General features: G+C 41.4%; 22 protein-coding genes. 5 read left to right on the top strand and 17 right to left on the bottom strand.

All coding sequences use genetic code 11. From position 1 onward, the window contains the following. Positions 1–15: 15 nt before the first annotated feature. The 3 genes from GUY17_RS19100 to GUY17_RS19110 are packed head-to-tail and all read right to left on the bottom strand — an operon-like array spanning position 16 to position 5512. Positions 16–2562, bottom strand: coding sequence for a DMSO/selenate family reductase complex A subunit (locus GUY17_RS19100; protein WP_162024028.1), 2547 nt, complete (start codon positions 2560–2562; stop codon positions 16–18). A gap of 32 nt (positions 2563–2594) precedes the next feature. Beyond that, entirely contained in the window at positions 2595–4604 is a 2010-nt protein-coding gene (locus GUY17_RS19105; RefSeq protein WP_162024029.1) for an MtrB/PioB family decaheme-associated outer membrane protein, read from the bottom strand. 14 nt (positions 4605–4618) lie between these two features. Next, positions 4619–5512: a DmsE family decaheme c-type cytochrome gene (locus GUY17_RS19110; protein WP_302476632.1), complete on the bottom strand. Its 894-nt coding sequence runs from the start codon at positions 5510–5512 to the stop codon at positions 4619–4621. 504 nt (positions 5513–6016) lie between these two features. Between GUY17_RS19110 and GUY17_RS19115 the strand changes: the two genes are divergently transcribed. Further along, the gene (locus tag GUY17_RS19115; protein ID WP_162024031.1) at positions 6017–6811 is read left to right on the top strand and encodes a Crp/Fnr family transcriptional regulator; all 795 of its coding nucleotides are present in this window, start codon (positions 6017–6019) and stop codon (positions 6809–6811) included. Between the two features lie 156 nt (positions 6812–6967). Here GUY17_RS19115 and GUY17_RS19120 read toward each other — a convergent pair whose 3' ends face one another. Continuing rightward, positions 6968–8347 carry a sigma-54 dependent transcriptional regulator gene (locus tag GUY17_RS19120; RefSeq protein ID WP_162024032.1) on the bottom strand — a complete coding sequence of 460 codons (1380 nt, stop codon included), beginning with the start codon at positions 8345–8347 and terminating at the stop codon, positions 6968–6970. Positions 8348–8350: 3 nt separating this feature from the next. After that, entirely contained in the window at positions 8351–10315 is a 1965-nt protein-coding gene (locus tag GUY17_RS19125; RefSeq protein ID WP_162024033.1) for an ATP-binding protein, read from the bottom strand. A gap of 407 nt (positions 10316–10722) precedes the next feature. Between GUY17_RS19125 and GUY17_RS19130 the strand changes: the two genes are divergently transcribed. After that, entirely contained in the window at positions 10723–12513 is a 1791-nt protein-coding gene (locus tag GUY17_RS19130) for a flavocytochrome c (RefSeq protein ID WP_162024034.1), read from the top strand. A gap of 403 nt (positions 12514–12916) precedes the next feature. Further along, positions 12917–13342 (top strand): VOC family protein, encoded by a 426-nt coding sequence (locus tag GUY17_RS19135; protein ID WP_162024035.1) that lies wholly within the window; start codon positions 12917–12919, stop codon positions 13340–13342. A gap of 326 nt (positions 13343–13668) precedes the next feature. Here the strand turns inward: GUY17_RS19135 and GUY17_RS19140 are convergent, their stop codons facing one another. Next, positions 13669–14415 carry a DUF1499 domain-containing protein gene (locus tag GUY17_RS19140; protein ID WP_254439837.1) on the bottom strand — a complete coding sequence of 249 codons (747 nt, stop codon included), beginning with the start codon at positions 14413–14415 and terminating at the stop codon, positions 13669–13671. Between the two features lie 190 nt (positions 14416–14605). Next, on the bottom strand, positions 14606–16186 hold the full coding sequence (gene norR / locus GUY17_RS19145; protein ID WP_162024036.1) for a nitric oxide reductase transcriptional regulator NorR: 1581 nt from the start codon (positions 16184–16186) through the stop codon (positions 14606–14608). A gap of 187 nt (positions 16187–16373) precedes the next feature. On the opposite strand from norR, the gene hmpA reads away from it, so the two are divergent. Then, positions 16374–17555 carry an NO-inducible flavohemoprotein gene (gene hmpA / locus GUY17_RS19150; protein WP_162024037.1) on the top strand — a complete coding sequence of 394 codons (1182 nt, stop codon included), beginning with the start codon at positions 16374–16376 and terminating at the stop codon, positions 17553–17555. Positions 17556–17712: 157 nt separating this feature from the next. On the opposite strand, the gene GUY17_RS19155 is transcribed toward hmpA, so the two are convergent. The 9 genes from GUY17_RS19155 to GUY17_RS19195 form a co-directional block, all read right to left on the bottom strand. Then, positions 17713–18870 carry a PP2C family protein-serine/threonine phosphatase gene (locus GUY17_RS19155; protein ID WP_101084989.1) on the bottom strand — a complete coding sequence of 386 codons (1158 nt, stop codon included), beginning with the start codon at positions 18868–18870 and terminating at the stop codon, positions 17713–17715. Between the two features lie 8 nt (positions 18871–18878). Continuing rightward, on the bottom strand, positions 18879–19454 hold the full coding sequence (locus GUY17_RS19160; protein ID WP_101084988.1) for a phospholipid-binding protein MlaC: 576 nt from the start codon (positions 19452–19454) through the stop codon (positions 18879–18881). Further along, entirely contained in the window at positions 19454–19903 is a 450-nt protein-coding gene (mlaD, locus tag GUY17_RS19165) for an outer membrane lipid asymmetry maintenance protein MlaD (protein ID WP_101084987.1), read from the bottom strand. Before mlaD ends, GUY17_RS19160 begins: the two co-directional genes overlap by 1 nt. A gap of 12 nt (positions 19904–19915) precedes the next feature. Then, positions 19916–20710, bottom strand: a complete 795-nt coding sequence (locus tag GUY17_RS19170; protein ID WP_162024038.1) for an ABC transporter permease — start codon at positions 20708–20710, stop codon at positions 19916–19918. Then, complete coding sequence (locus GUY17_RS19175; protein WP_101084985.1) at positions 20710–21507, bottom strand: ABC transporter ATP-binding protein; 798 nt, start codon at positions 21505–21507, stop codon at positions 20710–20712. Before GUY17_RS19175 ends, GUY17_RS19170 begins: the two co-directional genes overlap by 1 nt. Next, positions 21500–21829, bottom strand: coding sequence for an STAS domain-containing protein (locus tag GUY17_RS19180; protein ID WP_011639120.1), 330 nt, complete (start codon positions 21827–21829; stop codon positions 21500–21502). Before GUY17_RS19180 ends, GUY17_RS19175 begins: the two co-directional genes overlap by 8 nt. 6 nt (positions 21830–21835) lie before the next feature. Beyond that, positions 21836–22237 (bottom strand): ATP-binding protein, encoded by a 402-nt coding sequence (locus tag GUY17_RS19185; protein WP_101084984.1) that lies wholly within the window; start codon positions 22235–22237, stop codon positions 21836–21838. A gap of 3 nt (positions 22238–22240) precedes the next feature. Next, the gene (locus GUY17_RS19190; protein WP_162024039.1) at positions 22241–23038 is read right to left on the bottom strand and encodes a VacJ family lipoprotein; all 798 of its coding nucleotides are present in this window, start codon (positions 23036–23038) and stop codon (positions 22241–22243) included. Positions 23039–23313: 275 nt separating this feature from the next. Continuing rightward, a complete protein-coding gene (locus tag GUY17_RS19195; protein WP_162024040.1) occupies positions 23314–23532 on the bottom strand; it encodes a DUF6500 family protein in 219 nt (72 codons plus the stop codon). Between the two features lie 278 nt (positions 23533–23810). On the opposite strand from GUY17_RS19195, the gene GUY17_RS19200 reads away from it, so the two are divergent. Then, positions 23811–24557, top strand: coding sequence for a phosphatase (locus GUY17_RS19200; RefSeq protein WP_162024041.1), 747 nt, complete (start codon positions 23811–23813; stop codon positions 24555–24557). Between the two features lie 163 nt (positions 24558–24720). Here GUY17_RS19200 and GUY17_RS19205 read toward each other — a convergent pair whose 3' ends face one another. Beyond that, positions 24721–25449 (bottom strand): single-stranded DNA-binding protein, encoded by a 729-nt coding sequence (locus tag GUY17_RS19205; RefSeq protein WP_162024042.1) that lies wholly within the window; start codon positions 25447–25449, stop codon positions 24721–24723. Between the last annotated feature and the right edge of the window lie 27 nt (positions 25450–25476).

The following is a 25476-nucleotide window of genomic DNA, read 5'->3' on the forward strand; positions in this document are numbered from 1 at the left end:
TTTAATATACCCCTATCAAGCCTTGACTACCTGAACACGATTGGTGTGCTGTGGATTTCCCTTTGATACAGGGGAAGGATGATATTTTGTCAGTGTATTAATACAGCCGCCAATATCCACAACATGGCCAGATGGACCTACTTTTCCACTCGCATCTGGTTTATACCAAGCACCTTGCCCTAAAGAACAGACCCCAGGAGTCACCCGAGGAGTGAGTTTAACAGGCAGTTCAATTGTTCCTCTACCGTTGTAAACATGAACCATATCGCCATCAGCTAAACCGCGAGAAGAGGCATCCTTCGGATTCATCCATACTGCATCTTCTACCGCTTCTCTAAGCCATGGCACATTGTGATAGCTTGAGTGAGTTCGACCTTTGGTATGGTAACCACATAACTGTAATGGGTAGCCAGCATCAATAGTATCTTGATCTTGATAGCCGTCCCACGTCACCACATATTGAGGTAGAGGAGTAATTTGGTCTCCAGTAGGTAATGACCAAGTGGCCGCTTTACGTGCAAGAGATATTGAAAAAATCTCAAATTTCCCAGAAATTGTCGGTCTAGGATTCGCAACTGGATCTTGAATATATGACTCAAATGCAACCACAGAGGCAGACATGTATTTACGGAAAACCCCGACTTTCTGAGCTTCTTCATAAGTATCTGGCATATCAACATCGGTATTCATCGCCTTAGTTTGTTGATAAAGCTTTTCACACCATTGTTGGCCGTTAAGCCCTTCAGTGTATTCAGCGCCATTACCCATCGCATTTGCAATACCAGCACAAATCTCATACATAGATTGTGATTCGCCTAGCGGTTTTAATGAGGTACTCATAAAGGTTGCATAGGCCATTTGACCAGATGCATATGAATCGTTGGCATAATCGACTGATTCTAACCATGTACTATCTGGCAGTAGGTAATCGGCAAACTTAGCAGAAGATGTCATCCAACAATCACTGACAATAATCAGTTCACACATGCTGTCATCTTCGAGGATTTGGGCTGTACCGTTACTGTCTGAATGTTGATTGATTAAAGCATTACCAGCACAGTTGATAATCGCTTTAATGTTGGTACCTAATTTTGCTGGGTTATTGTCGAATAGTTCTTGGCTACCACTTGCGGTAAAGCGAACGCCATCAGATGTTCCGCTAAAGTCTTCACCACGTACAACGGCATCTGACCATGTATAAACAGGAATGGTCACATCTACAGGGTTACTGCCTGTTGGCATACCTGCAACACCGAAACTATAACTTGTTGGCATTGCGCCACTATTGACACCAGCGCGGCCAATTTTACCGGTCATAATGGCTAGGGTATAAACGGCTCTGGTAGCTTGGTCGCCGTTTGCATGACGGCTAATACCCGCACCTGCAGAAATATAGGGCGCTTCAGCGGCCATAATAGCGGTGGCTAGTTGTTCAATTTTATTCGCTGGAACTCCACAGACTACGGCAGCCCAAGCTGGCGTTTTTGCACCTTCAAGCTCAAATATGCCTTGGCCCATAATATAATCATGGTAGTTTTGTGCTGGGTCGATAAATTCAGCGTGTGAAGCAATGAAAGGATCAGCATTTAGCATAACAGACGCTTTAGTGTTCACTAACGATGCTTCGTCATAACCCACAGCATATTTATCTAAAAATGGTTTGGCATGTTGATCAACCCAACCACTGCTTATCATCTGATAAATAACAGCTTCAATTAACGCAGCATCAGTACCTGGGCGAATTGCAAGCCACTCATCTTCATTACCACGCATTGAATCTGTGTATCTAGGTTCAATCATCCAGACTTTGATACTTTTGTTATTATGCTCTAGAGACTTAACAAAATCATAGCCTTCGCCGCTACCACTCATGCGAGTTTCATTTGGATTAAAACCAAATCCAATAAATAAATCAGAGTTAACGATTTCGCTTAACGAACTACCACCAATGCTATCCCACTGGTCGCCATAAGTGGCCATACATGCTGGGTACACACCGGCCCATGAATAATCCCAATGGTGGTCTAAAAAACCGCCATTTAAATTTAGCAAGCGCCCCCAAGTTGCCGTATTCGATGAGAAGCCATAGTAAGCGCCTGTACCGTAATGCATGTAAATTGATTCAGGGCCGTAGTTATCTTTAATGGCTTGTAATTTGGTGCCTATCTCTGAATAAGCCTGCTCCCAACTGATAGGGACAAATTTTGCCTCACCACGTTTACCCACGCGTTTCATGGGTGAACGTAGTCGGTCAGTTGCATAGGTTCTTTGACGGAGTGAACGTCCACGAGGACAGGCTCGAGCTTGATGGTTTACACCATATTCATCAGTTGTTTCATGGTCTGTTTCAATTCTGGTGATAACACCGTCTTTACTGAATACTTTAATAGGACAATTTGAACCACAGTTTACTAAGCACGCAGACCAGTTAAGCTGTTCAAGCGAACTCTCTGGTACTTCTGGTGGTACTACATTGATTTCTTTCGCACTATCTTCACACCCAGTGATAGTTGCTGCAGCGCCAATTGCTGCACTCATTTTTAAGAAATTTCTACGTTCCATTTCTATATCCTCGCGTAGTATTTACGATACGTTTAATGCAATTTATAGCTAAATGACAACATCACTTGGTGTGCGTTGTAGTTATGATTGATATCACCCAAGGTAATCATCCCTGCAATATCATTGACCCCTACGTTAGCTGCATCAGTATCGAAATAGCGTTCATAGCGGTAAGTTAATTTAAGTGCCATTTGCTCACTTAGGGCATAATCTGCATACATGCTGGCACTGTGACTATATGAATAATAATCGCCGTAAGTGCTACGCGTATCTGTAGAGCCAACGTAGCTGTGAACTAGGGTGTCACTAATGGAATTACTGAATAGATAATCGATCCCTACTATCAGACGGTCTTGCATTAAACCGCTGTAGCTTAAACCCGTACCTATATTGATAAATTCATCTTCAATATCGTCTTGCCAATCAGATGAACTAAAGCTTTGACTGCCTGCTTGATTAGAGTTAATCCATTGCTGACTCCCAAACAAATAACCATCTATATACTGATTAAATTGAATATTTACATTAACGTCATATCCGTAATCTTCTGATTCAGTTAATCCAATTTTAGTATCGTCATATTCGTCTTTGGCATAACGAGTTGTGATACCCAGATTCATCCAATCAGTTGGGTTATGCACAATCTTGAATTCGAGTGCATTGCGGTCACGATCTGCTAAGTAGTATTTACGCAATAAGCTGTTGTTTTCAGATGAGGTTAGGTCGCTTGCTTCATACTCAGATCCACTGCGATTGGCATGCTCAACTTTAAGATTAACGTTAACGTTATCTAGTGCGCGAACATTGAACTTCATCCATAAGTTATCGTCATTGGTTTGTTCTCTGTCACTAAAAGTACGATCAACGTCTTTGCGATCATAACCAGCTTGCAAGCGATAACCGCTGGCGATGCGATAGCTTGCGTTGACTTTATAAGTATTACGTTCCAAATCACGAGGGGTATTTTGTCTAAAAGCGCCGGTTAAACTATTAAAGTTATATTGAGCAAACTCGGCGGTAGAGCTTTGATTATCTCGCTTGGTGTAATCAATACTGCCACCTAAACGTAATCGATTAGTTATCATTGAGGTCAGAGCGAAACGACCATCTAGCGTATCGATTTGACCATCCCAATTTTGCAGTGGATTACCCGCCATTTGGATAAGATCTTCATCTTGGATCATACGTCCTGCGACAATACGTCCATTCATCACAGTGCGGTGGAGCTGATATTGACCTGATAACGATACTTGATGAGCTTGATTATCTGGTGTCGCCGAATACACGTCATTAACGTATGGAAGGCTTAGATTGTCGATGTTGTTTTCATAATAGCTGCCAAAGTAGCTCAGTTCAGTTAACCAGTTATCACCCGACAAGTGGATGCCAGCATCCAATTGTTGAGTGGTAGAATCTGTCGGTAAACCAAAATTTATTGGGCTGGGTGATACGAGACTACTAGACTTGTAACCCGTTTTATCTTCTTGGCTATATTTAACAAATACACCATAGAAATCTTGATCAAATTCAAACCCTAAACCGACTTTTTCACGTTGTTGATTTAGGTCAAATTCATTAAGACTGTCACTAGGCGTCAACATACCGTTGTTGTGCCAAAGCGAACTTTGAACATCGCCAGCTTGATAGGTTTTGATAGAATCAATATCTAAGTTAAATTCATACAAGCCAGCTTGACCGCCAGATAGATGAGCAAAACCATTATCCATACCTAACTGATAAGCTTGAATCTTCGCTTCATAGCCTGACTCACCTTGGTATTTGATATTTCCACTCACTGCCGCAATACCGCCGTTATTGTCAGTACCTAAGGCATTAGCCGCATGAATATCATTAATGTCGTTATAACCCGCAGCAAGCGTTACCTCACCTTGGTACCCCGCAGAACTTATACAACGATTACACTCATAATTTTTTGTATTCACCGAATCCATGTTTGCGTTACCAACTGCAAAATTAGCAGCCATAACAGGTGATGACATGGCTATCATGGATATGGTGATCAGATTCAATTTAAATGACATAAACTTGCTCTCCATTAACGTTGTAGCAAACTGCCAGCAGGATGATTAGAACCATGAATTTTGCTATGACAATTCAAACAACTTTTGCCGCCACCAAATGAATCAATACCAGGTTCTGGGACAACACGGCTAGCATGACCGTCATTGGCATGACATTGCTGACATAATTGTGGTGCTCGGCTTTCAAGCATATTGTCATTGACACTGCCATGAGGGTTATGACAAGTAATACAATTTTCTGTTACTGGCGCATGCTCCCATAAGAAAGGCCCGCGTTTCTCGGCATGACAGCTATAACAAGTGTCATTTACCGTTGGTTTATTGAGTGCGCTTTCGCTCATTGAGCCGTGAGGGGAATGACAATCAATACAGGTCATTTGGTCCCACTTCATTGGATGCGATGAGCGCTTGTTCATATCCGCTTTTTGTTGGGTATGGCATGAGGTACATGTGTTATTTACGGTCAATTTATCTAGTGCGGGGTCTTTCGCGGTATGAATGGTATGGCAATCACTACAAGCAATTTCTTCTAAGTTATGAGTACTGGTATGCCACGCCATTTGTTTAGGGTCATTATGACAACCTTGGCAAACAGTATTTTGGGTTGGAGCAGATAGTTTGCTGTTTTTACCAAAGGCTATCATCGGTTCTTTACCACCGCGATTATGATTACCTTGTGGACCATGGCATGCCTCACACTGTAAGCCCGCCATTGGAGATGCCTCTGAAATGACCTTTCCGTGAGTGCCTTTAAATAAGTCCATCACCTGTTCATTTTTTTTATGACACATAAGGCAAGAGTCGGCCCCTTTAGGAGAATACTTTCCTTCATCAAACTTTTGTTGCAGCGTAGTTTCTAATTTTTCTGCTGTTAAATCGTCCCACGGTAATGCATGAGCACTTTGCATTACTAAGAGTCCACAGCCAATGAGCATGGCAAGTTGATAGAGAGATCTCATTGTTAAATACCTCCTTAAATCTGAATTTTTTACTTTCATGTCATTACCTGTGAAATAATTACTTTTTAACGTCAGTTACTATGTTTGTTGTAGAAAATATAATCGAAAGCTTATTTGTTGTTATCGAGGTTTAAACCAAACAACACTAACTAGCTGGCCCTACTTAACATTCCGTTATCATCTGCGAACTTCTTGAGCTAATTTAATCAAACCATCCGCCCAAATACCTATATATGGGTATAAACAATGGTAAATAACGTGTGATTGACTTAACAGAAAACAAAACTAATTTAAATTACTTACCATCCATCACAACTTAAACAAATATGTGATAAATACCGCACAATATAAATATGCATAGAATTGAAACTTGTTAAATACTTTTTGGGTTTATACTGTCAAGTATTCGATTGGTAAATCACGTAATGAAATTAAACATTAAGGTATGTTGATATGGCTCTAGTTATGTCCTTAAGTTCTGAAATGAAAGGAAAATCTACTATATTCTTTCCAGATATAGTTAAACCTGACATCATGAGTTTCATTAAAAAAAATGGTGAGATAAAAACCTTAAGCAAAGGTGAACTAATACCTAAAAGCATTCTTCTTAATAATTTTATTTATTTAAATACTGGATTATTATTTTATATAAAAAGAACCAATAACTATACTAAGCCTAAATTTGTTAATGTCATCATACCCAACAGACTGACTGATTATCATTTACTATTAGAGAATAATTGTACTTGTTGTAAAAGTATTAAAGTCGCTCGCGACAGTGAGATAATTATTGTCGATAAATCTTTGATTAAAAACTTAATAAAGAATGATATTGAGCTTTTTACACGTTTTATGTTTGATGCCAACTATTTTACAGAAAGACAAACCGCATTGGCTATTTTCTTATTAACATCGTCACCGGAAGATAAACTGATTAAGTTTCTATTTGATATTATCGTTGCTTTAAAGACACCATTTATATCAATGTGGCTTACCATTGATATAAAGCTAACTCGAGAAGAAATTGCTGATATATTACATATTAGCGTCATAAAGTTAGACTTAATGCTGGGAAGCTTAAAGAAAAAAGGCATGCTAACCAAAGAGAAAGGCATATTTAGTGTTAATACAGCATTATTTACTGAACTCTCGCCCTGCCCTTTAGGTAGGGAAGATGCACAAGGATGTAAATCGAATAACATGTTAAAATTTAAAGAAAAAAATATGATTGAAATCAATAACAAGTGACAGGAAGCCAGTAACTAGAAGCTAGTATTCAGTGCTTAGATATTCGAAACATCTAATGCAGCGTTACAAGAAAATCTCAGCGAGAAACAGATTAACAAGACCTGCACTCAGTCGCCGCTATTTATACATATTAACTAAATTCCATCATGCTCAGCACTAATGTCCTTTAAGCCGCCTACTTAATGCACTTTGGCTGATACCCAGTATTTGCGCTGCTGCAGTTTGGTTATTAGCGGTACGGCTCATGGCTTCGTCCATTAACGCTTGGTTCATCTGTGCAATGGTGGGCAGTTGTTTGGGAAAGATAATTCGGTCTTGCGGCGTTGCAGTCAATGACTTGTGTTCATTAATGGCTTCCATAAAAGCAGAGGTGTTAAGCGCTATGCCATCGCTGCGGCTTACAGCATCAAAGACCATTCCTTTAAGTTCATGTAGATTACCGGGAAAGTTGTAACTGGCGAGTTTTGACGCTAAGTCGCTTGGTTGAATCGGCGCAGGCAGATTCATTTCTGCTGCGGCAAGGGCGATGAAATGATTGATCAACATAGCAATATCTAACTGCCGCTCAGCTAACAGCGGTAATTTAATTTTATGTGCCCGTAAACGATAGAGTAGATCGCTCCTAAACTTACCTGCTTGATGAAGTTTGAGTAAATCATCTTGAGTTGATACCACAAACTTACATTTTACCGGATAGGCAGTGTCGCTACCTAAAGGGTAATATTGTTTGCTTTCTAACAGCGCTAATAACTTAATTTGGGCATCCAGTGGTAGCGTGCCAATGTCGTTAAGATAGAGTACCCCACTGCCCACTTGATGCAATAAACCTGCAACCGCTTCTAGCTCGCCATTATTGTGATGATACAGTTGGCCACACATTTTTTGCTCAAATGACTCGCAACTAATACCAGCAAGATTAATACTAACGAAGGGTTCATTAGGGCTATAAAGTGCATGGCAAGATTGAGCAAACTCGCTTTTACCGGTTCCACTGGCGCCATAAATTAACAAGGGTTCAGGGCTACACGATACGGCTTCGAGATAACGAAACTGATCTAATAGCTGTGGCTCGCAAGTTAACATGTTATTGAATGCATGCGGATTATCTAAGGTTCGGCTTAAAAATTTCTCTTTGATGTAAAGGTAGTTTCTTTCAAGCCCGACTACTTCAAGTGCGCGGCGAACTGTACGAGCAAGTTCATCGACATTGTCTGTTTTGATAAAGTAGTCATAAGCACCATTTTTAATGCAACGAACTGCTGTATCAACCTCATTTACCCCTGTCACTATAATGACTCGAGTGTTAGGGAAATCACTGCGGATCATCGCTAATAACTCTTCACCGGAGTGAAATGGCATGGTGAGATCGACTAGCACTAGCGCATAGTCGCCAACCTGTAAGCGACTACTCACCTGGCGACTGTCGACACAAGTGTCAATTTCAGCTTCGGGAACTAGACGGTTCAGAGTTATCGCGAGTGTGCGTAACCATGCTGCTTCGTCGTCGATTAACAGAATATTTCTGGCTAGTTTCATGGGCTAATCCTGTTGTGCTAATGCAAAAATAAGTCGAATTTGCGTGCCTTTGCCTAAGGTAGACTGAATCTGCATTTCGCCTTGATGTTCTTTAATTATTTTACTGCACACCGATAACCCTAAGCCGCTACCACCTTCGTTGCGCCTAGTGGTAAAAAAGGGTTCGGTAATACGTTTTAATGTGGCACTGCCCATCCCGCAGCCATTGTCTTTGATACTGAGTATGGCCATGTTGTTTGCAACATGTGTTTCTATCACTATGCTCCCTGGCTGGGTTGAGCAAGCATTACACGCATTTTGAATGAGGTTAATTAACACCTGATGTAACTGTTGAGCATCGCCTGTAATGCTAGGGCTGGGTTGACATAACAGGGTGCTGATCTGATGAGATTTTGTTTGATTCGCGGTGAGGCGCTGGGCCACTTGAACCACATCATTTAAGCTCACTCGGGTATATTGATCGGCAATATGCGGCATGGCGTAACATTTTAGGTCATTAACAATTCGACTGATACGTTTAGCACCCTCTTCTATAGAGCCACAACTATACTGTAACTCTTCAATAGCAATGTCTGGATTTAGCCCTGCAATTAACCAGAAAGGATTTTGTTTCTGATACTGCCTTGCTGCTGGGGTTAAATCTTTCATGGCTGCGGTAAATAGTGATACAGCATGCACAATAAGGCCGGTTGGATTATTGATTTCATGGGCAATTCCCGCAGACAACTCTCCCAATGAAGCTAAACGACTGGCTTCTTCATTAGCTTGGCGTAATCGATGCTGCTCGGTTGATTCTTCAAGTAGAATCACCACCTGATTGTTGGCAATGGGATGAATTTGTAATTGCCAAAATTGCTGCTGATACCGCATGTCGGCAGTAAGCGATTTTTGGGTCGATAACACCTCCAATACTGCTTTAAGCTTAAAAACATTGTTGTCGACATAGTAAAATCCATCTGAATCTAACAGGTGAATATTGTTATCGTTACTCCATAAATGCTGGAGTTCCTGGTTTACTATGGTCACGCCATTAGGAAGCCCATCGAGAACGGATTGGAACTGTTGCGACAATTCAGATATTTCAACTTCAATCCGCTTTCGTTGAATTAATTCGGCATCGAGCGCTTTAGTATGACGGCGTAAACTAGCGCTTATAAATCCGGTGAAAATCATCCCAATAGCAGACATAATCGCCACTAAAATTGCGAGGGCAAACATGCGCTTTTCGGAAGAGGTTAAATCAACTTTTTCACGCCCGGTGCCAAACCATTTATTAACCAGTTTGTCGTATTCGCCCGATAATTTTAACTGCCTAAGCGCCTCGTTAATTTGGTACATCAGTTCGGTTTTTGTCTCATTCGCGACAAAATTAAATGCCCCGAAAATTAACGCATCACTGGAACTTCGCACCGATGGATATAGCGGAAGTAAGCGCCGCGCAACAAAACTCTCGGCAATAACCACGTCGACTTGGTTTTTTATCAGTAATTGAAAACCGGTTTCATACAAATCAACATCCACGCGGTCGAAATTTTGCAGATGGTCAGATAAAAACACATCAACAAAGGCACCATTTTTAATAGCTACCCGCTTACCAACAAGATCTGCCCAATTGTTTATTAACGCCTTACCCTGCAAGGTATAAGCTTTAGCATGGGTTGCATATATAGGATCAGATTGAGCTAACTTGCGATCCATGTTCACCGGGCTAACCACAGTAATCACATCGATATCGCTGTCAGGATCATGAACATCTTTTACCAATTGTTGAAAACTCTTTCGACGTACAATAATGCGCTTATTGGTCAGCTGGCCAATTCTATCCATCAACTCAATATTAAAGCCTTGGTCAACGCCGTTATTACGCCACTCTAATGGCGCTGTTTTTGAATGCACGCCTAAGACAATGCTGTCTTGCGCGAGCACAGGCATAGTGATGATGATAAGTAATAGCAATAGAGTTTTCATGCCGCGATGTTACCTATTTTCTCCACTTGAAACTGTGCAGCATTACCCGAATTAGCAAATCATTATGTACGTTTTCTTATGATGTTAACTCGATGTGATCTACCTCTACATAAGCTATGCAAAATTGCATATACCCCTTTATAGCTATGCATGTTTGCATAGCGCATTTTTAGGATTGTGATTGAGTTGTCATTTCTGCCCTCTATTCTGGTTATCTGGTTGTTGATTGAGCCCCCTTAGGCAAAGATTACATTGAGCGAAAATAATAGCTGATCAACTCGATGCTAATTTGGACCGTATTTTTAAAGTGAAGTGAAGTCAGTTTCACTTCAGCCTAACTAAAACAATGAAAGGGCTTCTATCGTTAATGAACTAATCGTCATTAGGTTTAGAAGGGGGAGCAAAAAATGAAAAAGATCAATCTTGCAGTCTGTATTGCTACATTAATGGGCACAGCAGGCCTAATGGGCAATGCTGTTGCCGCTGATAACTTAGCTGAATTCCATGTACAAAACCAAGAGTGTGATAGTTGCCATACACCAGACGGTGAACTGTCAAACGACAGCTTAACCTATGAAAATGCCCAATGTGTATCTTGCCATGGCACACTTGCTGAAGTAGCTGAAACCACAAAACATGAACATTACAATGCTCATGCTTCCCATTTCCCAGGCGAAGTAGCTTGTACCTCATGCCACAGCGCCCACGAAAAATCGATGGTGTACTGTGACTCTTGCCACAGCTTCGATTTCAACATGCCTTATGCTAAAAAATGGCTACGTGACGAACCGACTATTGCTGAATTGGCCAAAGACAAATCAGAACGTCAGGCGGCTCTTGCTAGCGCCCCACACGACACTGTTGACGTAGTGGTTGTCGGTTCTGGCGGCGCAGGTTTCTCTGCTGCAATATCTGCAACAGATAGTGGTGCTAAAGTCATTCTTATAGAGAAAGAGCCTGTTATTGGCGGTAATGCTAAGTTGGCTGCAGGTGGCATGAACGCTGCTTGGACTGATCAACAAAAAGCCAAAAAAATTACTGATAGCCCAGAGTTAATGTTCGAAGACACCATGAAAGGTGGCCAAAACATAAATGACCCTGCATTAGTTAAAGTATTAAGCTCACACTCTAAAGACTCTGTTGATTGGATGACCGCTATGGGCGCCGATTTAACCGATGTTGGCATGATGGGCGGTGCATCTGTTAACCGTGCACACCGTCCAACTGGTGGTGCTGGTGTTGGTGCCCATGTCGTTCAAGTACTTTATGATAATGCAGTGAAACGCAATATCGACTTACGCATGAACACTCGCGGCATTGAAGTGCTTAAAGATGATAAAGGCACTGTTAAAGGTATTCTGGTTAAGGGTATGTACAAAGGTTACTACTGGGTGAAAGCCGATGCGGTAATCTTAGCAACGGGTGGTTTTGCTAAAAATAACGAACGTGTCGCTAAACTCGATCCTTCGCTAAAAGGCTTTATCTCTACTAACCAACCTGGTGCAGTAGGTGATGGACTGGATGTGGCAGAAAATGCGGGTGGCGCATTGAAAGACATGAAATATATCCAAGCTCACCCAACACTATCTGTTAAAGGTGGCGTAATGGTCACTGAAGCGGTACGTGGTAATGGTGCGATTTTGGTTAACCGTGAAGGTAAGCGTTTCGTTAACGAAATTACTACTCGTGATAAAGCGTCTGCCGCTATTTTAGCGCAAACCGGTAAATCAGCTTATTTGATTTTTGATGATTCAGTGCGTAAATCACTGTCAAAAATTGATAAGTATATTGGTTTAGGTGTTGCACCAACGGCAGATAGCCTAGTTAAATTAGGTAAAATGGAAGGTATTGACGGCAAAGCACTGACTGAAACTGTTGCGCGTTACAACAGCTTAGTGAGTAGCGGTAAAGACACTGATTTTGAGCGTCCAAACCTACCGCGCGCACTTAACGAAGGTAACTACTACGCAATCGAAGTCACACCTGGTGTTCACCACACTATGGGTGGCGTGATGATCGACACTAAAGCTGAAGTCATGAATGCTAAGAAGCAGGTTATCCCAGGCTTGTATGGTGCTGGTGAGGTGACTGGCGGTGTTCATGGTGCTAACCGCTTAGGTGGTAATGCCATTTCAGACATCATCACCTTCGGTCGCTTAGCGGGTGAAGAAGCTGCAAAATATTCTAAAAAGAACTAATCGATTTAGAATTCACTGACTCGCTAGTATCAGTAAGCCACAGTTCATTGCTGTGGCTTTTTTTATGCGTGAATATCTCCATACCTATCGAATTAACCTCAACTAGGGGTAGAGATGAGAATAGAATGATAAAGATATTAAGCTTAGCCATTAACCACTCTCAAACTTGTCATTTGTTTTACTAACAAAACGAATTAACCCGTCAATAGCTGGCCTATTGCAAGTCTTCTCATGTAAAAAATAACGCAGTTAGCAAGGCAAAAGGCAGTTTGCGAGGCGTTTGTTATCCCGAGTTCTGGTTAATTAATGCATAATCGACGGCACAGATAATCTTGCATTAACTCACTAGTTAATTTACAACGCTCATTCACTGGCTAATTTACAACGCTATCAAAGGATAATAATGAAACAGTCTATAGTTCACATCGCGCTAGTGGTGAATGATTACGATGAAGCCATCGATTTTTATGTCAATAAATTGAAGTTTGATTTAATTGAAGACACCTATCAAGCAGAACAAGACAAACGCTGGGTTGTGGTGTCGCCTCCGGGGTCAAACGGAGTGTCGTTGCTGCTAGCAAGGGCATCAAAACCAGAGCAGCATGATTTTATTGGTAACCAAGCCGGCGGACGGGTATTTCTTTTTTTGAATACCGACAATTTTTGGCGCGACTATAACCGCATGCAACTCGATGGGATTAAGTTTGTGCGCCCACCTCAAGAGCAAGACTACGGCACAGTGGCGGTATTTGAAGATCTGTACGGCAATCTTTGGGACTTACTGCAGTTAAATGATAAGCATCCTATATCAATTAGAGCATCAATATAGCGCTGTTTGTTATGTATTTTTTGATAGCTTTTTAAGCGAGTAAAATAGAGAGACAGCTTTGTACTTTCGCATCATATCCATCAAGCGCGATACCGACTGATTGATGACTACAAACAATGGCAGTTCTGCTAAAGAGCTGATTTAAAAAGCTGATTTAAAGTCAGAAATATCTCGCATCACAAAACTTAGCATAATAATCGTTAGCAGCTGTATCTTCGATTAAGCATTTAAGTTAATTAACCGTTTTGTCGTCATTAATAAAAAGGAGCATTTTATGCTCCTTTTTATTGGTTAAAACCTACTGCATAATTTATTCAAGACTCAGACTATTCAGAGAACCGCTGACTAAATTCTTGAATGCGTTTTGCGTTCACACCAGCATCGCCAATACCAATCCGCGACACGCTGCGTAAATCAATACGACTGCCCTGTTCTAGTGTAGACACAACGATAACGACATCATCTGCAAAATTGAAAAAAGGCGTTGTTGCCGTACTTTCAAAGCGCAGTGCTTTTAGGTCTTGAGCGACAATGGTCCAGCCCATGGTTTTAGCGACAGTTAATGCTTTTTGATAAGCCGCCTCTACCGATAAGTCTGACGCAATTGGTTGAATATTGGGAAAAGCTTGCAGTTGCTGCGCGGCAATCTCTTCTCCGCCATATACCAAACTATTTTTAGCGCCAACCCGGCTGTCAGTTAAAAACTCAAACTGCGGTGGTGATTGAGTGTTGGTAGTAATATCGTGAATAGGTGGGTATTTCACTGGTTTGATAACCAACGCCATAATGCTTGGCGACAATATAGCTAAGCCCAGTAATAGCGCTATTGTAGAGGTTAATATGCCTTTGCCCTTAGCGTTACTGTCTTGCTTAATGGTAAAGCTGGTCACTAATGCCAGCACCGCAACCACCACCACTAAATAACCCAACAGGTTATTGTAATTACGACTGGCCATAAAGCCGACAATCGGGTCCCACAATCCCAGTGACGAGCCAAAAACCATCAAAGCAGCAATCGCGACTGCGACGATGGCAACCACCAACGAAATATGACCTACATAACCTTTTTGCATAACATTAATCCTTTAGGAAACTCTAATTAATCCAACTTCACTCAGTATATATAGACCAGAATTTTTCGGAATATATTACTGAAATAACAAAATATATTCTAATTAAACTCAAATCGTCATTACTGCAGAACGAGATGACTTCAGACGAGACAATTAGCCGCACACGTCACGGCTTCTTTGGATATCATTCTTAGTATGCCGCGTTAGGATCAAGCCCTAAACGACGCATGGTGCGGATTAAATTGCTTCTATCCAGCTGTAAACTTCTGGCAACAGCGGCTAAATTACCTCTTTCGGTCGCTAATACCGTCTGTATTATTTGTCGTTGGTACTCATCGGTTGAATCACGTAGTCCAAGGGTTAACACCTGCGATAATGCGGCTGCGACATTACTGTCGCTGATATTATCAACCTCGGCTATTGCTGGTGCTACTGTATGGCTCACAACAAACTCTGAACCGAGATGAACACGACTTATGTTAATGATACTGGCATGACGCCCTTGCTCGCTAATAGCCCTTAACGCAGCTCGACTGAGTAAGTGTTCTAACTCTCGCACATTGCCAGGCCAATGGTATTGGGTTAACTGATCAATGGCGGTTTGCTGTAACCTCAGTTTCGCGACGCCAAGCTGATGTTGGTTTTTTTCTAAAAAATAGCCAGCCAGTAAAATAACGTCTTTACCACGATCCCGTAATGGTGGCACAGGTAAAGGATACACACTCAAGCGATGATATAAGTCAGCCCTAAAGCGACCTTCTTTGACTTCTAACTGTAAATTACGGTTAGTAGCGGCAACAATTCTGACATCCACCACGATAATATTATCGCTGCCGACTCGTTGAATTTCACCGTTTTGCAACGCACGTAGTAACTTAGCTTGCACCGCAAGTGGTAACTCACCCACTTCATCTAAAAATAATGTCCCACCATCAGCCAATTCAAAGCGGCCGCGACGGTCACTTACCGCACCAGAATACGCGCCTTTTACATGACCAAATAATTCACTTTCGACGATGCTTTCTGGCAATGCAGCACAGTTAATTTGTACTAGTAGTTGCTCGCTGCGACGTGATTGCTGATGAATACTTTTGGCAACCAGCTCTTTACCCACGCCAGTTTCGCCAGTGATTAATACCGATAGATCGCTGGCTGCAACGGTATTTATCTCAGACAATAAATCCGTAATTGCGACACTGTTTCCAATAATACTCGACGGTCCAGCAGTCGCTAACATGCACTGCGCCACTTGATGATTACGTTCAACTTGCACTTCTAATGCTTCAATATGTTCACTGGTACTAATCGCAGCGGCCACAGCAGCAATATAAGCGCGGGTTTCGGTTGGGTTAAGCGCATCAAAGCTACCTGCTTTCATGGCATCTAAGGTTAAAACGCCCCACGCTTTACCGTCGATATAAATGGTACTGCCCATGCAGTCATGCACGTGCAATTGTTCACTACCATCATCGACTAAACCGTCGTAGGGATCGGGCAGTGTTGAGTCGGCATCAAAGCGGGTAATATGTGGGTTAGCTAAAATTTGCTGTAAGCGTGGATGGTGGTTGATCGAAAACTGTCTCGCGAGGGCTTGTTGCTTTAGCCCTACAACAGCCACAGGGACTAAATGGTCATGTTTAAGTTTCAACAAGGCCACTACGTCACATGGTATAGCGCGCTGAATCGCTAAAATCAGTCGTAAGTATCGTTCCGATTTTATCAGGTCACGATTTAAGTCTTCTACAATGTCGATAAAGGGAACAATATTCATAATATGTCAAATTAACCCAATTTCGGTTAATTTGACATATATATTGATCTAGGTCAAATTAACCCTTATGAAAATTATACCTGCTAAATCAGCTAGATAAATATTGGCGTGTTCTGTGCAATGTATGGGTAGACAAGGTAATTGATTGAAGCTTATCGCTATTTTACTCCCTAGAAGGAAATCATTAATGTTAGACACTGCAACTGTTCAAATTATTAAAGCCACCGTTCCGGCTCTGCAAATTTACGCTAATGACATCACCAGCCATTTTTATCCATTACTGTTTGCACAGCATCCAGAAGTATTACCATTTTTCAATCAAACTAACCAAGCCAAAGGCACTCAGCCTAAAGCACTGGCAAATGCGGTTATTGCTTACGGTGCCAATATTGATGAATTGGGCAATTTAAGTGATGCCGTTAGTAAAATCGTTCAAAAGCATGTTGCATTAGGCATTTTACCTGAACAATATGACGCTGTTGGCAGTTGTTTAATACAAGCCATTAAAGCCGTACTCGGTGATGCTGCAACAGACGAAGTGATTGATGCTTGGACCAAGGCTTACGGCCAATTAGCCAACATATTGATTGCGGCGGAAGAATCAATTTATACAGCTAAAGAGCAACAACAAGGTGGTTGGCGTGGCGAGCGTGACTTTATTTTAGTCAAACGTGTAGATGAAAGCTCAGTGATTACCTCATTCTACTTTCAACCTTTTGATAATAAAGGCTTACCAAACTTTGACGCTGGGCAATTTTTGACCTTAGTATTTGATGATATCGACGGCGTATCAATGCGTCGTAACTACAGTCTATCTGACGCGGCAGGCAAAGATTATTTAAGAATTAGCGTCAAGCGTGAACCTAATGGCGTGGTTTCAAATCACTTACATAACAATATTCAGTTAGGCGATAAAGTGAAATTACGTGCACCCAGTGGCGATTTCATCTTACGAAAAAACACCAAGCCGTTAATATTATTGACTGGCGGTGTCGGTATTACTCCTGCGATTAGTATGCTCAATACTGAAGCGGGTTCAGGACGCGATATTCGCTTTATTCATGCGGCCATAAATAGTGATGTCCATGCGTTTAAACACCATGTTGATCAACTTGCCTCAACACATGACCACATCAAGCCTTTGTATGTTTACAGCCAGCCAGAACAACATTGCCAGCCTCATGCCACTGGGTTTATTGATGCATCAATCATTGCAGAGCAACTCCCTGCAGACCGTGATGTAGAATTTTACCTGCTTGGCCCTACCGGTTTTATGAAAGCAGCATTGGCCATCGCCACCAGCTTAGGTGTACCAGAAAGCCAAATTCATTATGAATTCTTCGGCCCAGCTGAAGCATTAACCGCTTAATAGCCCAACAAACCAGTGAGATAAAAAAAGCCCTGAGCGTTAACTCAGGGCTTTTTAGTTATTGATAAAAACGATTAAACCTGTGACTGGAGATGTCCTAGAACGGGATATCGTCATCCCAATCTTCATCTTCTCAATGATTAAATACTCAATTAGCTTAGATAAACTGGATTGCGCACATGGTTAAGTCATCCTGAAACTCTGAAAAACCGCAAAACTGTTTCATTTGCTGCTCCAGATACTCCAGCATAGCTTCGGGTTCATCGGGTGCTGCGCTGATGGCTTTTTCTAAGCGATCGAAACCAAATAATTCTTTGTGGGCATTTTGCGTTTCGATGACCACATCGGTATACACAAATAAGATATCACCTACATCAACACTAACCCGGTAGGTATCCCAATTTTGCTCACGCAGTACCCCTATAGGAATGCCACCTTGATCTAAGGCAACCAGCCTGTTGGCTTTTTTCAAATAGGCGTGAGGATGGCCTGCATTAGCATAAATAAGTTCTTTCTCTTGGAAGTTATAACGCATTACTGTAGCGGTTAAAAAGCTGCCACGAGGCTTTTTAGTGAAAAAATGTTGATTGATATAATTAAGCACTTCAGAAGAACTACTGTTTAAATCTTTCGGTTCAAAGGTGCGTAAGATGGCATCTATCATGGCGGTTTCTACTGCCGCGGCGGGGCCGTGACCCGATACGTCAGCAATAATCATTCCGATATCACCCTGGACATCCGGGCGACTTTTACCAAGGTCGACAATGTCTAAATAATCACCACCAGCACCTTTCATCGCTTTATAGGTATAAGCCATTTTAACAGAGCTAAGTACGATACCTTTGTCTGGCAACATCAATTGCTGCAAGCGCGAAATTTCTTCTATCTCATCGCGGATCCACACCTGGGCAGCGTTAAGTTGTGATGACGCTTCGGAAAACTGGAAGCTTTTTAGCTGGTACAAAAGCCTAAAATACAACGAGCTAACATGATGCGATTCAGTTCCTGCAGGTAAATTAAGCAGAATGATACAGTCAAATAAGCTCGATTCTTTACCAAAAGGCAGTACCCAACACATTTTTCCATCGTCCTTTAGAGGCACAATTTCCGTAATACTGTGTTGTAACGACAATGCTTTAAATTGTTGATAGAGCCGGGTGTAATGCTCATCACACAAGGATGAAAAATTACAGCTGACTTGGCCATTTTTTTTAATTAAGTAATAATTAAACTCACTTAATGTGACTGCCAAATTGGTTTTAAACCATAAGGTTTCATCAATAATGCTGTTAGCTAATGCTCTATCAATATTCAAGGGTAACCTTACTTTTGGGCTAATTTAGCAGCAAGGGCTTCATTCAAACCAGTGACACCGCTTTTTTTCAAAGTACTTTTATAGTCGTTACTAAAGGTACGGATCATCGATAAACCTTCAGCAACAAAATCGTAAATTTTCCATTCATTATTACGTTGATAAAGCTGATATGAAACCGGAATGATATTTTCTTTGGTATGAATTTCAGTATCTACCGATGCATAAACCTTTTTCTTGATTGTTTCATTGGTGTAATCAACCGTTTGATTATCATACTGTTCTAGCAACACAATATAGGTATCGACTAATACTCCTTTTAACAACACCATAAATTGACGTTTTTCGGTATCGCTTGCCTGTCTCCAATACTTACCTAACACTCGTTGTGCAGAGGCTTGTATGTCGACGTGTTTTTCAATCACATCACTGAGTGATTGTTTTTTCTGTTCGACTGACAAGGCGCTATTTGATGCGATACTAATGATATCTGTCACACCTAATTTAACGCGTTCTGTTGGTTCTTGTGCCGCCAAAGCTAGAGACGGCATCACTAGCATCATGATTAAAAAAATTATTGATTTCATTATTTATCCTGACTAAACATATATTTGCTTATTAACTCTTCGATGCTGATTGATGATTCTGTTTCAATAAACTCTTCACCATCTGCCATGTTTATTTCTGAACCACCGGTAGATATTTTAACAAATCTGTCGCCAATAATACCTGATGTACGAATAGAGGCTATCGAATCATCAGGTACGGTAATCGCATTATCTAATGATATTTTAACGACTGACTCATACGCTTTAGGGTCGTAATTAATCGATTGAATTAATCCAACACGTACACCTGACATTTCGACAAAGGCACCTTCTTTTAAACCTGAAGAATTTTCAAATTTAGCCACTAAGGTGTAGTTACCACTATTAGTGACCGATGCTCCACCAATGGTAATTGACATAAATACCAAGGCCCCAATCCCGAATAATACAAACAGGCCGACGAGAAAATTGACGTAATTGTTTTTCATTGAAACCTCTAGTTATAGCGCTAATGAGCTAACGATATAGTCACTAAATAACATAATAATTGCACTCATTACCACCGCCTGAGTGGTGCCATTGCTGACGCCTTCAGCGCCCATATTTTTTTGATTTAAGTGTAAATAAAAGCCGTAATATAAAGGTATCCACATAATAAACAAACCAAATACCAATGACTTTATTTGACCAACCAGCACATCTTTAAAGCTAATGGTATCCATTACACCTTGAATATATGCACCAGGACTTTCTCCTTGAATGTGTACTCCAACGATATAGCCACCGCCAATGCCCACCAAGTCAAAAACGGCCGTCAGCATAGGAACACAAAACAACGCCGCTAATAGTCTTGGCAGCATCACATAGCGGTAACTGTTAATCGCCATGCAATCAAGCGCATCAAATTGTTGCTCGTTACGCATAATACCAATTTCTGAACAGGTCGCAGAGCCAACTCGTGCTATTACCATTAATGCTGTCATCACCGGACCTAATTCTTTAATCAGGCTCAAGGCAACTGCCGAACCCAATAAATCCACTGAACCAAATCGCACTAAGGTATCGTAAAACTGCAGTGCCACAACCATACCGGTAAAGAGCGCCGCAACAATAATGACAATTAAAGACCGATTACCAATAAAATATATCTGCTTAATCACTTGCTTAAATGACACCAGCCCAGTGAATAGGCTGCTGACGATACGCATTAAAAATAACGTTGCTAGGCCAACACTTTCAATATTTTTACGCGTTGCGGCACCTAAGTTACTGACTGAATTAAACAAGGCATTCATTATTTTTCATCCTTATTTAACAAACGATTGAGATAAACCTCACCATCATCTCTGTAAGTGTTCGGTTGACGGTTGATCATGTTTTGAATGCGTTCATCTGGCGAGTTTTTAATCTCATCAACGGTGCCATTCGCCACCACTTCACCCGCAAACAATACCACCACGCGATCGGCAATTTTAAACACACTTTCTAACTCATGAGTGACCACCACGATAGTCATGTTCATGGCATCTCTCAAAGTGAGAATAAGCTCGTCAAGTTCAACTGCAGTTGTGGGATCAAGCCCTGCTGAAGGTTCATCAAAAAACAGTAATTTAGGGTCCATAATAACGGCCCTAGCCAGTCCTGCTCGTTTTAGCATGCCGCCTGATAATTCCGAAGGCATTAGATGGCCTGTTCCAGCCATGTTCATTAATTCAAGCTTCATCCGCACCATAATATCAATGGTTTGGGTATCCAATGAAGTGTTGTGCTCTAAAGGTAACCTGACATTATCTGCCACCGTTAATGAACTCAGTAGTGCGCCGCCTTGGAAAGCCACGCCCATTTTTTTGCGTAAGTTACGTAATTGCTTATTTTTAGCCGTGAAAATATTCACACCATCAATCATGATAGTGCCTGACGTAGGGGTTTTAAGCCCAAGCATATGGTTAAGCAAGGTACTTTTACCAGAACCAGATCCGCCCATCACCACCAGAATTTCGCCGGGGTTGACCTCTAAATTGACGTCTTTGAGTACATGGGTATCGCCATATTGGGCAAACAAATGCTCTACAGTAATGATAGGGTTAACCATTGTTACTCACAGCACTTACTGAATCAGCTAAGTTAAACACCGTGTTTAAACGGGTTAGTTGCAGTACTTGAAGCGGTGAACCGTTGGCACCAACGATATGAAATTCAGTGTCATTTTCTCTGGCTTCATTGAAGGCCTCAACCAGTGAAGCCATCCCTGAGCTATCGATATATTGCAGGTGGGTGAAATCGACAATGATGTTATTTTTACTCTTAATTAACTTTATGATGTCGAGTTTGATACTGCGAGAGTTGCTCAGATCGACCTCGCCATAAAGCTTAACCACTTGGTAATTGTTATGTGTCTCAATTTCAATATTCATTTTATATCACTCAAATTTAACCGTCAGTTCTAACCAATTACCTTTGCCTTTATGTGGGATAAGTCTTACTTTTTCAGCCACATAATGAATAAGACAAAGGCCTAACCCACCTGGTTTACATAAATTGTTTTCTGCCGGTATTAATTGCTTGTCAGTAATCTGCGAACACACATCTTTAATCACAAATAGCGCATGCTCATCATCACTGCTGACCACGATTTCTATACAGCCCTTTTTCGACATGTGATAACCATGACGAATAACATTGGCACAAGCCTCATCAACGGCCAATACGATTTCATTGACTTTACCTTCGCTAAAAGGAAAATCGCGGCATGCATCTACCACAAATTCGCGAATATTTTTTAATTCACTCGTACAAGATGAAAACGTTTTGATGTTTGACATTGGCTAGTCCGTTACCTTGTAATCAGTGTGATCGTCTGATTTGTCGTCTGCAGGTGCGTCATTTAATAGCTCATCATCTAATAGTTCGTCATCAAACTCTAGATCAAATTCGTCAGATTCAGTCTCAGCCACTTTACCGTCATTGACCAAGTGAGCATCTCGCTGCAAATAGACATCTTTAACATAGCCATAAGGATCTAACGATCCGTCTAATATGGGTTCATATTGCTGAAAATCAATCCGACTGTCTAAACCTTCCAACACAAACTTTCCGGCCCTTTGTTCAAACGACAGAATAGATAAGGGATACACAAAAACATCAACAAAATCTCCGACGGTATTACGTGCAGTACTGGCGCCATAAACAGGCCACATGATGAAAGGCCCATTGCCAATACCCCAAACACCAAAGGTTTGCGCAAATGTTTCTTCTTTTTTCACTAGTCCCATATCGGTAGCAGGATCAAAAAGACCCACAAGGCCGATTGTGGTGTTGACGACAAAACGTAAAACACTGCTACCGCTGTCGGTCACTTTCCATTGTAAGAGGTTATTTACTGCATAAAGAGGTTCACTTAGATTTGATAGCAGATTTGTCACACCTTGTCGGATCGGCTGAGGGACTGTTTCATAGCCTTCTGCTGCTGGTTTTAAAGCATATTTGTCCATGACCTGGTAATTAAAGTCCCAGCTTTTTCGATTAACCGCTTCGAATGGATCACCCGCTGTTGAGGTGCTAGCGCAGCCACTAAAAAATAGTAAAGTGGCGCCAATAACTAACAGTCGACCAATTATTCCCACTCATTCCTCCGGCTTTTTTCAAAAAATATCTGCTAACTATATCGGTATTAAGCACGACATTTAATATCGTTAATGTCACTCAAGAGTGAAAATATAACATTAAAACGGTCAAAACTATTAGTACAATTTTGATTGATCGTTCAAAAACGACTTGTGTCATCTAAAAACCCGTTAAGCGATTAAGCTTAATCATTAAGGCATGACTTAATCTATATATCGGTTACTTATTGAATATTGGTCAGTATTGCTCCGCCGCACATAATTTATTCAGACTATTACAAGCCATTATGAATCATTTGTTTAATTTTGTGGGCCTTCACAAAATGATCCAATTGGTGTGTTTGAATCCACCATGTTGCCGCTTCCATCAGCAATTGAGGATTATCATTTTTGTTGGCAAAAAATGCATAAAATGACAAACCTACGTTATCGCCTTTCGCCGCAATTTTTTTATCACACACGGCAATAATTTTCGCTCTTAACTCATCTCTCATTATTCAGCCTCAACTCGGGTTAAGAAGTGGAATATGTAAGGCAAAGTGACAACATTCGGCCTATTTCATATCAAATGCCTTACAACATCGTTAATATCATGTGCGGCCGATTGGCTCACTACAAATGCCGGAAAACAGCCATGTATAACGCCAAGGCATCTTCGACAATATGCCTCAATACCTGCTGCAAGTAATCAACAAAAGTGATCATAGAGAAAGCCCAGTTAACAGCGTAGACTTGATGCCTACTGTTTTTGATTCAGAGAACGAGACTCGCCATGAAATTCCTTGTTGATATTCACGCGCATACTATAGCGTCAACTCACGCTTATAGTACCTTCCATGATTACCTTTGTGTTGCGAAAGCCAAAGGTATCAAGTTATTCGCCATTACCGATCATGGCCCAGATATGGCTGATGCGCCCCATTTTTGGCACTTTGTAAATATGAGAGTGTTACCTAGAATTGTTGACGGTGTTGGCGTGCTGCGCGGCATTGAAGCGAATATCAAAAATGAACATGGCGAGATTGATTTTTTTGGTGATTATTTAAAAGAGCTCGATATTGTGTTGGCAGGGTTCCATGAACCCGTTTTCCCACCATCGACTAAAGAGGCTCACACTACTGCACTCATCAACTGTATTGAAAGTGGTAATGTCGACATTATTACTCACCCAGGCAACCCTGCTTATCCAATCGATATTAAGCGCGTCGCCGCTGCCGCTGCCAAACATAACGTGGCGCTAGAGATAAATAACTCCTCTTTTTTGACGTCGAGAAAAGGCAGTACATGCAACTGTATTGAAATAGCTAATGCAGTAAAAGTAGCAGGTGGACTGCTCGTTATGGGTTCTGACTCGCATGTTGCTTTTAGCTTAGGCGAGTTTGAAAAAGCCATTGAGGTCATTGAAACAGTGGGGTTTCCAATTGAACGCTTACTGAACCGTAGCCCCGAAGCGTTGTTGAGCTTTCTGACGGCAAGAGGTCATAAGTCACTTGATGAATACTCTGTTTTAATTGAATAAAACATTTTATATCCTAAAACTGCCACAGTGATATTTACACCATAAAGATACTGCTGGCAGAGTCAGTCTCGTTGCTTCTCTAACGTAGAAAACAAAAAGGCCTGCAAAAGCAGGCCTTAAAAGTTTTAATCAACACATTGGATTATGTAATCTCTAGTGAAAATTAGAACGGAATATCGTCATCCCAGCCTTCATCTAAATCTGGAGTGAAGTTTTGTTGTGGCTGTGGTGCTGGACGCTGTGCAGGAGCATTTTGTGGTTGGAAATTACCCTGAGGTGCAGCGGCTGGCTTTGGTGCATAAGCAGGTGCAGCTTGTTGCGCTGGCGCAGATTGTTGCTGGTAACCACCACCTTGCTGGCCAGCATTAGGCTGAGCTTGGTAAGCTTCATTACCTGCAGCAGGCGCAGTTTGATTGTATTGCGCTTGTGGCTGACGAGCTTGAGGTGCTGGTGCAGGACGAGACTGTTGTTGTCCCATATTTTGTCCGGCGTTTTGCCCAGAGCTTTGACCTTGCCCTTGATACTGACCACCACCGGCATTATCACCTGAGTTGCGGCTGTCTAACATTTGCATTTCCATAGCGTTGATTTCAGTCTTATAACGGTCTTGACCGGTAGTCTGATCTTGCCACTTACTGGTTTGCAATTTGCCTTCTAAATAAACTTTAGAGCCTTTCTTTAAGTACTCGCCAGCAATTTCCGCAAGACGACGATACATAACAATGTTGTGCCACTCGGTACGTTCTTGCATTTGACCTTGTTGGTCTTTCCACGACTCACTTGTCGCTATAGTAAAGTTGGCAACAGCATTGCCGTTTGGCATGTAACGAACCTCAGGGTCTTTACCTAAGTTACCGACCAAAATCACTTTATTCACACCACGACTAGCCATCGAAATCTCCTGAGATTTTTATCTGTT

The sequence above is a fragment of the Shewanella sp. Arc9-LZ genome (assembly GCF_010092445.1).
Lineage (GTDB): Bacteria > Pseudomonadota > Gammaproteobacteria > Enterobacterales > Shewanellaceae > Shewanella.